Source organism: Rugosibacter aromaticivorans, from assembly GCF_000934545.1.
Classification (GTDB): Bacteria; Pseudomonadota; Gammaproteobacteria; order Burkholderiales; family Rhodocyclaceae; genus Rugosibacter; species Rugosibacter aromaticivorans.
In genome coordinates this window covers 1,592,475-1,607,001 of the sequence record NZ_CP010554.1, presented here as the reverse complement: position 1 = coordinate 1,607,001, position 14,527 = coordinate 1,592,475, and the positions used below count along the sequence as shown (strand labels likewise).

Below are 14,527 nucleotides of genomic sequence, written 5' to 3'. Positions count from 1 at the left end.
GACAGCTCACGCGGCCTCGAAATGTTCCAGTAGCAACTGCACCGTTTGAGTGCCATTCCATTCATTGATGTCCAGGCGAAACGCCGCATGAATAAGATTGGGTGCGCTGCCGGCAAAATTGAACTGAATGGCTTCAAACTGGGTGTGGCCTTTTTTCAGGCGCAGCTTCAGATGTTTATCCTTGAGCAGTTTTTGGTGGATTACTTCAAAGGTGTCGTTAAACAAGGGGGCTGGAAAGGCCTGCCCCCAGACTTCTTGCTGCATCAGGCGGACAGCTTCCAGCGAGAAATAGCCGCTTTCCAGCGGGCCATCGGTTTCCAGTGTGCGGGTGAGATCGCTGGGTGAAATCAGTTCGCGGCAGACAGTCTCGAACGCCTCTTCAAATTCTGTCAGGCGATCTTCTTCCAGCGTGAGCCCGGCGGCAGCGGCATGGCCGCCGAAACGTAACAACAGGCCGGGCACGCGTTTGCTGACCAGATCCAGCGCATCGCGCAGATGCAGGCCGGGTATCGAGCGGCCGGAAGCTTTGAGCTCGCCTTCCACGCCACGTGCGAAAGCAAAGGTCGGGCGATGAAACTTTTCCTTGACACGGCCAGCGAGAATACCGATGACGCCTTGATGCCAGTCAGGGTCAAAGAGGGTGATACTCGCGTGGTCAGCTGGCTCGAGTGAAGCGAGAATCAGCTCGGCATCTTCTTTCATGTCGGTCTCGATCACGCGCCGCTCGCGGTTGATGGCATCCAATTCCTGCGCGATGTTCATGGCGCGGGCCGTGTCGTCCGTACTTAATGCTTCAATGCCCAGTGACATATCGGCCAGCCTACCCGCCGCATTGAGCCGTGGACCCAGCATGAAGCCCAGGTCGAACGTGGCCGCACGCGCCGGCTCGCGTCCGGCAATGGTAAATAAGGCCCGCACACCGGCCTGCATGTGGCCCGCGCGCATACGGGTGAGGCCTTGCGTGACCAGAATCCGGTTATTGCGGTCCAGCGCGACCACGTCGGCCACGGTGCCCAGCGCGACAAGATCCAGCAGGCTGGCAAGATTCGGCTCCTGACTTTGCGCAAAGGCCCCGCGCTGGCGCAGTTCGGCGCGCAGCGCCAGCGCCACATAAAACATCACGCCGACACCGGCCAGCGCCTTGCTGGGGAAAGTGCAGCCCGGTTGGTTGGGATTGACGATGACATCCGCTGCGGGCAGTTCCGCACCCGGTAAATGGTGGTCGGTAATCAGCGTCGCGATACCGCGGGCTTTGAGCTCCGCCACGCCCTCAATGCTGGCAATGCCGTTATCCACCGTGATGACCACATCGGGCTGGCGTTCTGCCGCCAGCCTTGCCACTTCGAGGGATAGCCCATAGCCGAGCTTGAAACGGTCGGGCACCAGATAATTCACCGTGGCACCCATCATGCGCAGCGCGCGTAGACCCACGGCACAGGCGGTGGCGCCGTCGCAGTCGTAGTCGGCCACAATCAGCAGGCGTTTTTTGGCGGCAATGGCGTCTGCCAGCAAGTGCGCCGCTTCTGTCGCGCCTTTGAGCTGATCAGGCGGCAGCAGGGCGGCGCTGCGGGTGTCGAGCTCAGCACTCGCACGCACCCCGCGTGCGGCGTAAAGACGCGCAAGTAATGGGTGCACGCCTGCTTCTTGCAACACCCAGGTGGCGCGCGGCGGGATGTCACGCTGGGTGATGCGGATGGCTTGGTTAGTTTGGATTGTCCGTGTCATGTGCGTTTTAAATGCAGGCGTTTTAAGGCGCGGCGAGTACAGTGAGGGGTGCAGCAGAGCGCCAGAATTGCCAGGCATGATGACGGCGAATGTTGAGCGCAAAGCTTGCTGCATCCCCTGGGGCGATCAAGCGTAGATGATTGATATGACCACGCCGAAGAGACTCCAGCAGCGGGGCAAACCAATCGGTTTCAAGCTCTAAAAGCTCGGCTCGCCAGGCATCTGTATCGCCGCTGCGGGCAGGGAGTTCGAGCTTATCAAGCAGCATCAGCGCGTTATTGATCGCCAGTTTTTCATAGCGTGGCGGCGCGGCTTTTGCGGGCACATTTCGACAGCATGCTGCGCCTTGGGCAACCACATCATTACCCCAGAAAGCCGCGAGAGGAGGCATGGCATTTGTGGCGACGGTTGGCAGGCGGCCGCTTCCCCACGGCCAGAGGGTGTTTACTGGCGGCTGCCCGGCGGCTTCTCGTGCCAGATTGATCGGATGCGTGTGCAGCAGCATGTTCGCTTCGTTGATGGCGTGCCGCCAGGGGGCCGCTGCCACGCCTGCGGGCAGCGGCATTGCTGCGCGGGCAATGTGGTCGGGCAAGGGCGGCGCTAGCGCGAAGGTGAGCGCGGGCGTGCTTTTATGCAGGCGAAGATTCCACGCGGTAGGCGTGAGCACCTGCAAGGTGCCCAAGGCTGCAAAAGTCGGCGCTAGTGAGACGGCGAGTGCTTCGGCTTCTGCCACACTTAAGGCGAGAAGCTGCGGGTCGTCGACGCGCAAACGCGTTTGCTCAACGCGCAGATGTACGGGGTCCAGGCATAGCCAGTCGTCAGCGGCCGTTGTGTCAGGGGTTGCAACATCGGTTGCGGCATGGGTATTGATTGCACCGAGCGCTAACCCGCGCAGTGCCGCAGCAGGCAAGGGTGTAGTTGAACCGGGCGCAGCCAGGCCGAGTGCCTGTGCAAGTGCTTGATGCGTGGTGCAAGGGGGCAAGCGGGTAAGTTTGCCACGACCCAGCAAGGTGGAAAAAGCAGGCAGCGCCGGTTGATGGGTGAGGTCACGAGTCAGGCCGCGAGTGAGATCGAGAAGCGCCTGATACGGCCAAATCAGGCCGGGCACGATGAGCGTAAGCATGGCTGCATGTTAACATGCAGCACTTCCCCGAACTTACCTGATGGGCTCCCCGTTTGTCTTTCATGCGTTACGAATTCCTTATTGGTTTGCGCTACACGCGCGCCCAGCCCCGCGAAGGCGGTGGCAATCGTTTCATTTCCTTCATCGCGCTGATTTCCATGCTCGGCTTGGCGCTTGGCGTGGCCGCGTTGATTATCGTGCTCTCGGTGATGAACGGCTTTCAGAAAGAATTGCGTGAGCGGATTCTGGGCGTCGTCTCGCATATTCAGGTCACCACCGAATCGGGCGAGCTGACCGACTGGAGCCACGTGGTGCAGGGCGTTGCCCGTCATCCCCAGGTGCGGGCCGCCGCACCCTATGTACAGCAGCAAGGCATGCTGAGTTTCGACGGCCAGGTGCGCGGCGTCATGGTGCGCGGCATCGTGCCCAAGGCCGAAGACACAGTGGCGAATTTCAGCCGCCACATGCAGGCAGGCAGGCTTGAACAGCTTGTGCCCGGCGAATTCGGCATCGTGCTGGGCGCGGAACTGGCGCATGCGTTGCAGGCGCGCCTGGGCGACAAGGTAACGCTGCTCGCACCGCAAGGTCTGGTGACGCCTGCCGCGATCTTGCCGCGCGTAAAACAGTTTCGCGTGGTGGGTATTTTTGATGTGGGCATGTATGAGTTTGATTCCGGCTTGGCGTTAATTGAACTGAGCGACGCGCAAAAAATGTATCGCATGGGCGACCGCGTCTCCGGTGTACGGCTCAAGGTGGACGATCTGTTTGCCGCGCCAAAAATCAGCCGCGAGCTGTTGCGTTTTCTGGATGCGGATGTTGGGGTGACCGACTGGACGCGCACTCATGCCAACTTTTTCCGCGCCGTGGATATTGAAAAACGCATGATGTTTTTAATCCTGCTGCTGATCGTCGCCGTGGCTGCTTTCAACATTGTGTCGACGTTGGTCATGGCCGTGCAGGACAAGCGCGCCGACATCGCCATTTTGCGCACACTGGGGGCCAGCCCGCCCAGCATCATGGGCATTTTTGTCGTGCAGGGCACACTGATAGGCGTTATCGGGCTGCTGGCTGGCGTGGCGCTCGGCGTCACTGTTGCGCTCAACATTGATGTCGTGGTGCCCTTCATCGAGCGGCTGTTCAGCATGCAATTTCTGGCCAAGGATGTGTATTACATCAGCGAGCTACCCTCGGACATGCACTGGTCGGATGTGGGCACGATCAGCGTGGTGTCGTTCGTGCTGACCATCCTGGCGACGCTGTATCCCAGCTGGCGTGCTTCGCGCACGCAACCGGCGGAGGCCTTGCGCTATGAATGAGGTGATTTCCTGCGCGGGCTTGGCCAAGACATTTCATCAGGGCGCGGTGGATGTGCCGGTGCTCGCCGGCGTCGATCTAAAAGTCGGTGCTGGCGAGACGGTGGCCATTGTCGGCGCCAGTGGTTCAGGCAAGAGCACGCTGCTGCATTTGCTCGGCGGGCTCGATCAGCCGACCGCGGGCATGGTGTGGCTGCAAGGCAAAGACTTGAGTAAAGCCAGTGAAGCCGAGCGCGGCCGCTTGCGTAATCAAACGCTGGGTTTCGTCTATCAGTTTCATCATCTGCTGGCCGAGTTTTCCGCACTGGAAAATGTTGCCATGCCGTTGTTCATCCGGCGCATGGCGCGCAGCGCAGCGCTGGCGCAGGCGTCCAACGTATTACAGCGCGTCGGCTTGAGTCACCGCTTAACCCATCGCCCCGGCGCACTGTCCGGGGGTGAGCGCCAGCGCGTTGCCGTGGCGCGTGCGCTGGTGACCCAGCCCGCCTGCCTGCTTGTCGATGAGCCCACGGGCAACCTCGACCGCGCCTCGGCCGATGCAGTATTCGATCTGCTGCTGGAACTCTGCCGCGAACACGGCGCCGCGCTGGTCATGGTGACACATGACGCCAGCCTTGCCACGCGTGCGGCGCGGGTATTGCATCTTGATGATGGTCGGCTGGTGGAGTGATAAAACTGGCGGCGATTTATTTGAGGGTGAAATCAAAACAATAAAAAAGGGCCGCATATAGCGGCCCTTTCATTTGGTGCATCTTTCAGCTTGTTAGCGTTCAGAGCGCAAATCCCAATTTACTGGTGAAACTGATTGTCATTGGATAACGCTATTCTGTCAAGTAAATTCCAATAGAATAAAACAATATAGTTAAGGGGTAGGTCATGCTACATAAAATGCATTATCGGTTGGCACTCGACTTGGGATCGACATCTCTCGGATGGGCGATGATACGGCTTGATGCCGATAACCAACCATGTGCAGTGATTAAGGCGGGTGTGCGCATTTTCTCGAATGGCCGAAACCCCAAGGATGGGTCTTCGCTCGCGGTGACGCGTCGAGAAGCACGCGCCATGCGCCGCCGCCGAGACCGTCTGCTCAAACGTAAAGCGCGCATGATGCGCACGCTTATTGAATATGGTTTTTTCCCCGCCGAAGCAGCGCAGCGTAAGGCACTGGAAACCATTAACCCTTTTGCTTTGCGTGCAAAAGGCTTGGATGAGGCATTGACTCCCGCTGAATTTGGTCGTGCACTGTTTCACATCAACCAGCGGCGTGGTTTTAAAAGTAATCGCAAGACAGATAAAAAAGATAACGATAGCGGTGCACTGAAAACTGCCATCGGCAAGGTACGAGCGACCATTGAGGCCGAAGGTTGCCGCACCGTAGGTGAATGGCTGCACAAGCGCGATGTGGCAGGTTTGACCGTCCGTGCTCGTTACCATCAGGATAAAGTCATCAAGGAAGATGGCAAAACAAAAATCGACAAGTATTACGACCTGTATATCGATCGTGCCATGATTGAGCAGGAGTTTGATGAATTATGGAAGAAGCAGGCCGAACTAAACCCCGCTCTATTTACCGAAGCTGCACGTGCCGATCTGAAAGATGTTTTGTTGCATCAACGTCCGCTCAAACCCGTTAAATCTGGGCGCTGCACATTTATGCCGGATGAAGAGCGCGCACCGCTTGCTTTGCCTAGTACGCAGCGGTTTCGCATGTATCAGGAAGTTAATAACCTGCGCATCTTGCGAGATGGCTTGAAAGAAGAGCCATTAACGTTGAAGCAGCGCGACGACCTCATTGCAGCATTGGAAAAAAACAGTAAGCACAGTTTTACGCAAATCAAGACGTTGCTTGGAGTGGGTGGCGCAGTACAGTTCAATTTTGAGGATCTGAAACGTCAAGAACTCAAAGGCAATACGACTAGTGCCATTTTGAGTAACGATAAGCATTTTGGCAAAGCATGGTTTACTTTCGATGAGGCCAAACAAGATGCCATCGTGCTGCAATTGGTCAAAGAAGAAAATGAAGCCAAGCTCGTGCGCTGGCTGCAGGACGAAACAGGCATTGATGAAAAACGCGCCGAAGCCATCGCCAATGTTGGGTTACCTGAAGGCTACGGCAGCCTGTGCGCAAAGGCGCTAGCGAGAATCCTGCCGGAATTGCGCCGTGACGTGATGACATACGACAAAGCAGTACAAGCCGCAGGCTTCGAACATCATAGTCGGCTAGGGTCAAACACCGAGATTCCTGGCCTCACGTTCAAGATCGAAAGTATCGATCAGGACTCAGGTGAGGTCAAACAATTCCACATACACAAGGTGCTGCCTTACTACGGCGAATATCTGCAACGTCACGTTGGCTTTGGTAGCGGCGAGCCCGAAGACCCTGCCGAAAAACGCTATGGAAAAATTGCCAACCCCACCGTACATATCGGACTGAACCAGATTCGCCTTGTGGTGAATGCCCTGCTCAAACGCTACGGGCACCCCAGCGAGGTGATTGTTGAGTTAGCACGCGACTTGAAGCAAAGCAAAGATCAGCGCGACGAGGAAAGCAAGCGGCAGGCAGAAAATCAAAAGCGCAACAAACGGTTGCGGGATGCCATTGCAGGTACTTTGAAAATCAGTGAAGAGCGTGTCAGGCGAGATGACATTCAGAAAATGATTCTATGGGAAGAGCTCAGTTTTGACCCTGCTGACCGTCGTTGCCCCTATTCTGGCGCACAAATCAGCGCAACCATGCTGCTGAGCGACGAGGTGGAAGTCGAACACATCCTGCCTTTCTCGCAAACGCTGGACGATAGCTTGAACAACAAAACGGTGGCACTGCGTCAGGCGAATCGCATCAAGGGTAATCGCACGCCGTGGGATGCATTTGGTGCGCAAGCCGTGGCAGGGTTTGATTATGAAAGCATTCTTGTCCGAGCTGAAGGAATGCCAAAAGCCAAGCGTTACCGCTTTGCCGAAAATGGTTATCAACGCTGGCTAAAAGATGATGCAAGTTTTCTGGCCCGTGCGCTTAACGATACTCGCCACATGAGTAAGGTCGCGTTTGAATATCTCAAGTTGATTTGCCCCAACACGCGTGTGATTCCCGGGCGCATGACCGCTATGCTACGCGCAAAATTCGGTCTGAACGATGTACTTGGTTTGAACGGCGAAAAAAATCGCAATGATCATCGCCATCATGCGGTGGATGCCTGCGTAATCGCCGTGACAGATCAGGGCTTGTTACAGCGTTTCGCAAAAGCGAGTGCCAGTGCGCGTGAGCAGCAGCTTAATCGCTTGGTTGAAAACATGCCGCTACCTTGGGGCAGTTATCGGGAGCATGTTCAGCGCGCCATTAACGCTATATGGATAAGCCACAAGCCGGATCACAGTCATGAAGGTGCAATGCACAACGATACGGCTTATGGATTGCGTGGTGATGGCAAAGTCAGCTTTCACAAAATGGTGGAAGGGGTGCGGACGCACAGTGAGGATAATCTCAAGGTCATTGAAATCAGCAACGCAAAAGCCACAGATCGGCATGGCTTGCTACCCAATGGCGAGCCAAGGCCATATAAAGGATACAAAGGCGATAGCAACTATTGCATCGAGATTGTTCGCAATGAGAAAGGCAAGTGGGAAGGTGAAGTCATTTCTACATTTGAGGCTTATCAGTTGGTGCGAGAGCATGGCATTGCAAGGCTGCGACATTCAACTTTGAGTGTCAGCGGAAAGCTATTGGTGATGCGATTGATGATTGATGATGTAGTTCGGTTGATTATTGATGAGCAAACCCGAACGATGCGTATTGCAACATTAAGTGGCAACGGGCAGATATTTATGGCTGATACAAGCGAAGCAAACGTTGATGCAAGAAATCGCAGCAAAGAAGAAACTTTTGCCTATGTTTCAAAAATGGCAGGTTCTTTGCAGAAAGCTAATGCACGCCGAATCAATATTTCACCCATCGGCGAACTCCGCGACCCTGGTTTCAAAGAGTAATCACAGTGATAGGCCGCATCGTCGAAGTGGCGGATGACCGGCGACACTTGTTTCTATCACGCGGCTTTTTGGTGGTGCAAGATACCGAAGGCGAGCGCAAAGAACTGGGGCAGGTTCCGCTGGATGACATTACAGCCGTAATCGCCAATGCCCACGGTTTAAGTTACACGAACAACCTGTTAGTGGCGCTAGCCGAGCGTTGTGCGCCCTTTGTATTATGTGCGGCTAACCACAACGCAGTGGGCATGGTGTGGTCGATAGAGGGCAACTTTCAGCAAGCCAAGCGCTTCGATGCGCAAATCGCCGCCAAGCAGCCGTTGATAAAACGGTTATGGGCGGAAATCGTCAAATCCAAACTTCAGCAACAAGCAGCTGCACTCGAAGCCACTGGCGCACCGTTTGTTCCACTATCGGCCTTGGTACGCAAAGTGCGCTCGGGTGACCCGGATAACTTTGAAGCTCAAGGGGCACGGCGTTATTGGGGACTTTTATTAGGGGATGATTTTCGCCGCGACCAACAAGCAGGCGGTCTTAATGCCATGCTCAACTATGGTTATACCGTTCTGCGCGCCGCGACTGCACGTGCTGTGGTGGCTGCAGGGCTACATCCAACCATCGGGCTGCATCACAGCAATGCTGGTAATGCTATGCGTTTGGTGGATGATTTGATGGAACCCTTTCGCCCCATGATGGACTTGAAAGTCTGGCAATTGCACAAGCAAAGCGAAGGTGAGGTTACACCGGAGAGCAAACGTGCCTTGGTGAGAACCCTCTACGACGATATGCAAACCAGCTCGGGGACAACACCTGTGATGGTCTGCGCACAAAAACTGGCTACATCATTGGCGCAAGTTTTCATGGGTGAAAAAGACAAACTTGACCTGCCGTTGCCTGGTTTGCCCCTCAGCCTTGCGGCATCGTTACAAGACGATTAACGTGCCATGCTTTCCGGATATCGCCTTATGTGGATTACGGTGATGTTCGATTTACCCGTTGTCGAAAAAGCTGAGCGAAAAGCTGCCACGGATTTTCGTAATACATTGCTTGACATGGGCTTTGAGATGTCGCAATTTTCAGTGTATATGCGTTTTTGCAGTAGTCAGAGTCAAATAGATACTTATATCTTGCAGGTGGAAAAAAGCTTACCCACCGGCGGAAAGGTAAATATCTTGCAATTCACTGACAAGCAGTATGAGAGAATCATCACCTTCCAGGGCAAAAAGAAAAACCCAAGTAAAAAATCACCGGATCAATATGATCTGTTTTGATGAAATCAACATTTTTCCTGTCAGAAGCTGCACTTAACCCATCAAAAGATCAATGGGTTAGTGCAGTGGTACTTTAGCAGATTGGGATTTGCGCTCTGACCGGAACTGAAATGGCACACGCAATGCTGCATGAAAACTTTAGCAGATTGGGATTTGCGCTCTGACCGGAACGGAGGGCGCTAATTCATATAGCATGGCATGACTTTAGCAGATTGGGATTTGCGCTCTGACCGGAACGAGCATGTCGAGGCGCAGAAAGTTGTCGCAACTTTAGCAGATTGGGATTTGCGCTCTGACCGGAACCTTGTTAATCCATACCCATTTGGTGGTTTCACTTTAGCAGATTGGGATTTGCGCTCTGACCGGAACAGCCATGCGGATTTTAATAATCGCCATTGCAACTTTAGCAGATTGGGATTTGCGCTCTGACCGGAACCGGAGAGGCCGTCTTGCGGCAGTCGGTAGCACTTTAGCAGATTGGGATTTGCGCTCTGACCGGAACTCATTCAGTCCATTGCTTTCAAGTATTTCAACTTTAGCAGATTGGGATTTGCGCTCTGACCGGAACTTGCACCAAAGCGGCAACAGCCGGAAGGTAACTTTAGCAGATTGGGATTTGCGCTCTGACCGGAACGAGGCCGTTAAAGCATCCGTCAAGGCTATTACTTTAGCAGATTGGGATTTGCGCTCTGACCGGAACCAGATTGATGCGCTGGAAGCCAGTCGGCTCACTTTAGCAGATTGGGATTTGCGCTCTGACCGGAACTGGTTCACGGATGCGAACTACTGGCCGACTACTTTAGCAGATTGGGATTTGCGCTCTGACCGGAACTGCGCCATCATGTCGGTGAGTTTTGAGTTTACTTTAGCAGATTGGGATTTGCGCTCTGACCGGAACTCCCTTTGTCGTCGCCTTCCTTGCCTTCGAACTTTAGCAGATTGGGATTTGCGCTCTGACCGGAACAATACATCGCAAGACTCGCAAACTATTGTTACTTTAGCAGATTGGGATTTGCGCTCTGACCGGAACACTCACACAGGAGTAGCCATGCCGAATTCAACTTTAGCAGATTGGGATTTGCGCTCTGACCGGAACTCACAGGTGCAACAGGCATTGGAGGGGGTGACTTTAGCAGATTGGGATTTGCGCTCTGACCGGAACGACACCGGCGCGTGCCGCCACTTTTTTGATACTTTAGCAGATTGGGATTTGCGCTCTGACCGGAACTGAGCCGGATTGATGTCACCGCCAGCGCGGACTTTAGCAGATTGGGATTTGCGCTCTGACCGGAACGGCATGCAACATCAGGGCCTCGCGCTGCTTACTTTAGCAGATTGGGATTTGCGCTCTGACCGGAACTATGGGCAGTAGCCCAACGCCTGCGCTACCACTTTAGCAGATTGGGATTTGCGCTCTGACCGGAACTCGCGCAGGGATCGGGTCGTCGTCATTCCGACTTTAGCAGATTGGGATTTGCGCTCTGACCGGAACTCTGATGCGCGAGATGTGATGGTTGAGGGACTTTAGCAGATTGGGATTTGCGCTCTGACCGGAACTACCGGCTCTGTGCCATATCGAGTGAAGTAACTTTAGCAGATTGGGATTTGCGCTCTGACCGGAACTACATGAAAGACCCTAGCAAGAATACTTGAACTTTAGCAGATTGGGATTTGCGCTCTGACCGGAACACCTTCAGCCTATCTGTCGAGGTGCCGATCACTTTAGCAGATTGGGATTTGCGCTCTGACCGGAACTTTGCTCACATACTTGGCTATGTATCCAACACTTTAGCAGATTGGGATTTGCGCTCTGACCGGAACTCGAGTACGATGCACTCGGGCGGCGCGCAGACTTTAGCAGATTGGGATTTGCGCTCTGACCGGAACGCCTTCGCGCGACGCATGGGCATCAACAAAACTTTAGCAGATTGGGATTTGCGCTCTGACCGGAACAGCCGCAACAAGGCGAACCGAGGCGATCTGACTTTAGCAGATTGGGATTTGCGCTCTGACCGGAACTTGATTCGCACGTTGGCGTTGTCAGAAAAGACTTTAGCAGATTGGGATTTGCGCTCTGACCGGAACTCATCATCCACATCCGATGGGTATCAATATACTTTAGCAGATTGGGATTTGCGCTCTGACCGGAACTTGCGTGATACTTGTTTGAGAATAGACAAGACTTTAGCAGATTGGGATTTGCGCTCTGACCGGAACCCTTGATCGATGCTCTGTTCCCCCATGCTTACTTTAGCAGATTGGGATTTGCGCTCTGACCGGAACCGGATTCCCGAAGATTCGACCGGCAATAAAACTTTAGCAGATTGGGATTTGCGCTCTGACCGGAACATCCGATTGATGCGGCCTATGGAAGGGCGGACTTTAGCAGATTGGGATTTGCGCTCTGACCGGAACTACACAACTCGGGGGGTGTCCGGTGAAAAGACTTTAGCAGATTGGGATTTGCGCTCTGACCGGAACTAGATGCAGAAGCAAGCAAATTAGCGGGATACTTTAGCAGATTGGGATTTGCGCTCTGACCGGAACCGAGGCCATCGCACGCCGCTGTCCTTCTTATAGCTCGGGTAGCGCGGAAAGCTCATGCACCGGTCGCCGGATTTTTGGGGAAAAAACGCACCTGCGGGAGGTCTTTGAAATGCTCGTCCTGCGTCCACAGCGTTGCGCCGTGACGCATCGCCGTGGCGTAGATCAGACTGTCCGCCATGGGGAGCGGATAGCGCATGGCTTCCAGCGCCAGGGCGCTGTCCAGGTCGATGACCTGCCCGGTCTGCATCATGCTGGCAATTTGGAGCGCGTCATTTTCCCCGCGTTCGCGCAGCACCTTTTTGCAGACTTCATAAATGGTGATGACGGGTATCATCAGATTTTCGGCATCTTCAATGGCCGGGGCGAAGAGGGATGCGCGGCCGCTGTCGGTGAAGTATTCCAGCCACCCAGAAGAGTCGACGACGTTGGCAATAGTCACAGGCGGTCATCCTCCCGCTCGATGAGAGTATCCATGCCGCGCAAAAAGCCACGCATTTCCTGCATGGGGCGAACAGGGATGAACTCCACCCGGTCGCCGTAGCGCAGCACACGCAGTTGTTCGCCCGCCTTGAGATGAAGCGCTTTCCGGATGGACTGGGGGATGACCACTTGAAACTTGGGAGAAAGGGTAACAGTATTCATATCGATGTCCTTATCGTGCAACGATTTGTTGATCGATGAATTTTAACTCAATTTGTGAACTGGATTCGTGTTTGGTTCGTGCTCATTTCATCAGCCCGCCAATCATGTTCAAAATCTGGTCGGCGACGCCTTTTAGCTCGGCATCGATCTCGGCGAGCGGGCGTGGGGGCTTGAAGACGTAGAAGTGCCGATTGAAGGGAATCTCGTAGCCGACCTTGGTCTTGTCGTGGTCGATCCAGGTCCATGTATCCGCCGCATGGGGCAGGACTTCGCGTTTGAAGTAGGGTTCCACGTCTTCGGAGAGCGGCACATTCTCCGTATCACACGGGAGGGGTCGGGTGCGGACTTGCCCTTGGTGGCCAGCACGATCTTGCCTGCTGCGTCGCCATTTTCGCGCAGGGGACGCTCGACGGTGATGGTGCGGTAGCTGAAGTCCTCGTTCCTGAAAATACGGCTGATGGGTACGCGGGTGCTGTCAAGTCACTCATGTGAAGGGATGCTTGTTAATTGGCAAACAATGCGGAAAGTAGATATTTTTCTGCACAACCCGCAGTATCCTTGATCGCCATAATCCAGGCAATGCGACTTGCATTTTTTATATCACATTCCAGATGCCGTTTTTCTCCTGACTATCGCTCGCCGCTTTATGGCGCGCACCAGCCAGTAGCGCCAGCCCAGGCGCATGACCAGATAACCGAGCGCTGCCAGCAGCGAGGCCAGCAGCACGAGGCCGAGCGCCAGTGGTTTGCCCAGGCCGATGACCCAGTGAGTCAGCGCCGGTATCCAGCCGAGCAGGTCGCCATTCATCGCGGGTGGCGCAGCAAAGTTCGCCGAGCCGCCGAGAACGGCCCGCCCGATCTCGAAGGCAACCATGTAGATCGGAACGATGGTGAAGGGGTTGGTATACAGCGTGCATAACAGCGCGAGCGGCAGGTTGACGCGAAAAATCACGGCGCAGATGGCAGCACCCAGCATCTGCAATGGCCCCGGAATCAGGCCGCAGAAGAGTCCGGCGGCAACAGCCCCGGCGGCTGAACGGCGATTCAAATGCCACAGGCGCGGATGTAGCAGGGTGTTGGCAAACGGGGTGAACCAGCGGTTGTTGCGGATGACGTCGGGGTTGGGCAGGAAGCGTTTCAACGAGCGGCGCATAGTCTGTATCTATGCCGCAACGCATCGCACGGCGATTTCACCCAGGCCGTCAATCCCGCCCCGCAGTACGTCGCCTGCGACGACGGGGCCGACGCCAGCGGGTGTGCCGGTGAAAATCAAATCGCCCGGCCTAAGCTCAAAGTAGCGTGACAAATGACTGATGGTCTCGGTTATTGACCAGATCATGTGTTCGATGCGGCCCACCTGGCGCTGTTCATCATTCACCTTCAGCCAGATGCCGCCCGCCTTCGGGTGGCCAATGCGGCTGACCGGATACAGCGGGCCAATGGGCGCGGACTGATCGAATGCCTTGGCCAGCTCCCACGGCTGGCCTTTTGCGCGCAAGGCGGTTTGCAGATCGCGGCGCGTCATGTCCAGGCCAACGGCATAGCCCCAGATATGATCATGGGCGCGCTTCTCAGTGATATTTCTGCCGCCCTTGCCGATGGCGACGACGAGTTCAATCTCATGGTGATAATTGGCGGTTTCCGGTGGATAGGTGAGGGCGATGGTTTTGCCTGCGGGAACGGGGACAACGGCATCCGCCGGTTTACAGAAAAAGAAGGGTGGCTCGCGCTCGGGGTTGCCGCCCATTTCGCGCGCATGTGCGGCATAGTTGCGACCGGCGCAGTAAATGCGATGGACGGGGAATAGATCGCTGCTGTTGGCAACTAAAACGGTGGAATGCGATGCGGGGGTGATAACGTAGCTCATGGATTGATTGCGAAGTGTCTAAATTGTGAATGCCCATGATTATGCAGAATTGCGTT

Annotated in this window: 12 protein-coding genes and 1 CRISPR repeat array; of the genes, 5 read left to right on the top strand and 7 right to left on the bottom strand. The window is 55.0% G+C overall.

All coding sequences use genetic code 11. The features are described from left to right. Positions 1 to 6: 6 nt before the first annotated feature. Both recJ and PG1C_RS07995 read right to left on the bottom strand, forming a co-directional pair. A complete protein-coding gene (recJ, locus tag PG1C_RS08000) occupies positions 7 to 1,725 on the bottom strand; it encodes a single-stranded-DNA-specific exonuclease RecJ (RefSeq protein WP_202634305.1) in 1,719 nt (572 codons plus the stop codon). A 22-nt stretch (positions 1,726 to 1,747) separates the two neighbouring features. Further along, positions 1,748 to 2,848, bottom strand: coding sequence for a hypothetical protein (locus PG1C_RS07995; protein ID WP_202634304.1), 1,101 nt, complete (start codon positions 2,846 to 2,848; stop codon positions 1,748 to 1,750). Positions 2,849 to 2,910: 62 nt separating this feature from the next. Here PG1C_RS07995 and PG1C_RS07990 point away from each other — a divergent pair, with 62 nt between their 5' ends. From PG1C_RS07990 to cas2, 5 genes are all read left to right on the top strand, one after another. Then, a complete protein-coding gene (locus PG1C_RS07990; RefSeq protein WP_202634303.1) occupies positions 2,911 to 4,164 on the top strand; it encodes a lipoprotein-releasing ABC transporter permease subunit in 1,254 nt (417 codons plus the stop codon). After that, entirely contained in the window at positions 4,157 to 4,831 is a 675-nt protein-coding gene (gene lolD, locus PG1C_RS07985) for a lipoprotein-releasing ABC transporter ATP-binding protein LolD (protein ID WP_202634302.1), read from the top strand. Before PG1C_RS07990 ends, lolD begins: the two co-directional genes overlap by 8 nt. Positions 4,832 to 5,037: 206 nt before the next feature. Then, positions 5,038 to 8,148: a type II CRISPR RNA-guided endonuclease Cas9 gene (gene cas9 / locus PG1C_RS07980; RefSeq protein ID WP_202634301.1), complete on the top strand. Its 3,111-nt coding sequence runs from the start codon at positions 5,038 to 5,040 to the stop codon at positions 8,146 to 8,148. A gap of 5 nt (positions 8,149 to 8,153) precedes the next feature. Beyond that, entirely contained in the window at positions 8,154 to 9,083 is a 930-nt protein-coding gene (cas1, locus tag PG1C_RS07975) for a type II CRISPR-associated endonuclease Cas1 (protein WP_202634300.1), read from the top strand. A gap of 6 nt (positions 9,084 to 9,089) precedes the next feature. Continuing rightward, complete coding sequence (cas2, locus tag PG1C_RS07970; protein WP_348539339.1) at positions 9,090 to 9,416, top strand: CRISPR-associated endonuclease Cas2; 327 nt, start codon at positions 9,090 to 9,092, stop codon at positions 9,414 to 9,416. Positions 9,417 to 9,486: 70 nt separating this feature from the next. Continuing rightward, positions 9,487 to 11,963: direct repeats of the CRISPR family, unit length 36 nt; unit sequence ACTTTAGCAGATTGGGATTTGCGCTCTGACCGGAAC. 52 nt (positions 11,964 to 12,015) lie between these two features. Here cas2 and PG1C_RS07965 read toward each other — a convergent pair. The 5 genes from PG1C_RS07965 to PG1C_RS07945 form a co-directional block, all read right to left on the bottom strand. Next, positions 12,016 to 12,402 (bottom strand): type II toxin-antitoxin system VapC family toxin, encoded by a 387-nt coding sequence (locus tag PG1C_RS07965; RefSeq protein WP_202634298.1) that lies wholly within the window; start codon positions 12,400 to 12,402, stop codon positions 12,016 to 12,018. Beyond that, positions 12,399 to 12,605, bottom strand: a complete 207-nt coding sequence (locus PG1C_RS07960; protein WP_202634297.1) for an AbrB/MazE/SpoVT family DNA-binding domain-containing protein — start codon at positions 12,603 to 12,605, stop codon at positions 12,399 to 12,401. The genes PG1C_RS07965 and PG1C_RS07960 overlap by 4 nt, the downstream gene beginning before the upstream one ends. A gap of 82 nt (positions 12,606 to 12,687) precedes the next feature. Further along, entirely contained in the window at positions 12,688 to 12,915 is a 228-nt protein-coding gene (locus tag PG1C_RS07955; RefSeq protein WP_202634296.1) for a hypothetical protein, read from the bottom strand. Positions 12,916 to 13,205: 290 nt separating this feature from the next. After that, on the bottom strand, positions 13,206 to 13,757 hold the full coding sequence (locus PG1C_RS07950; protein WP_202634295.1) for a DUF2062 domain-containing protein: 552 nt from the start codon (positions 13,755 to 13,757) through the stop codon (positions 13,206 to 13,208). Between the two features lie 9 nt (positions 13,758 to 13,766). Then, a complete protein-coding gene (locus PG1C_RS07945; RefSeq protein WP_202634294.1) occupies positions 13,767 to 14,471 on the bottom strand; it encodes a fumarylacetoacetate hydrolase family protein in 705 nt (234 codons plus the stop codon). Positions 14,472 to 14,527: the final 56 nt, after the last annotated feature.

Bases quoted from the DNA above. Each gene is read 5' to 3' on its own strand.
- recJ (WP_202634305.1), bottom strand. From the start codon at position 1,725: ATGACACGGACAATCCAAACTAACCAAGCCATCCGCATCACCCAGCGT.
- PG1C_RS07995 (WP_202634304.1), bottom strand. From the start codon at position 2,848: ATGCTTACGCTCATCGTGCCCGGCCTGATTTGGCCGTATCAGGCGCTT.
- PG1C_RS07990 (WP_202634303.1), top strand. From the start codon at position 2,911: ATGCGTTACGAATTCCTTATTGGTTTGCGCTACACGCGCGCCCAGCCC.
- lolD (WP_202634302.1), top strand. From the start codon at position 4,157: ATGAATGAGGTGATTTCCTGCGCGGGCTTGGCCAAGACATTTCATCAG.
- cas9 (WP_202634301.1), top strand. From the start codon at position 5,038: ATGCTACATAAAATGCATTATCGGTTGGCACTCGACTTGGGATCGACA.
- cas2 (WP_348539339.1), top strand. From the start codon at position 9,090: ATGCTTTCCGGATATCGCCTTATGTGGATTACGGTGATGTTCGATTTA.
- PG1C_RS07960 (WP_202634297.1), bottom strand. From the start codon at position 12,605: ATGAATACTGTTACCCTTTCTCCCAAGTTTCAAGTGGTCATCCCCCAG.
- PG1C_RS07950 (WP_202634295.1), bottom strand. From the start codon at position 13,757: ATGCGCCGCTCGTTGAAACGCTTCCTGCCCAACCCCGACGTCATCCGC.
- PG1C_RS07945 (WP_202634294.1), bottom strand. From the start codon at position 14,471: ATGAGCTACGTTATCACCCCCGCATCGCATTCCACCGTTTTAGTTGCC.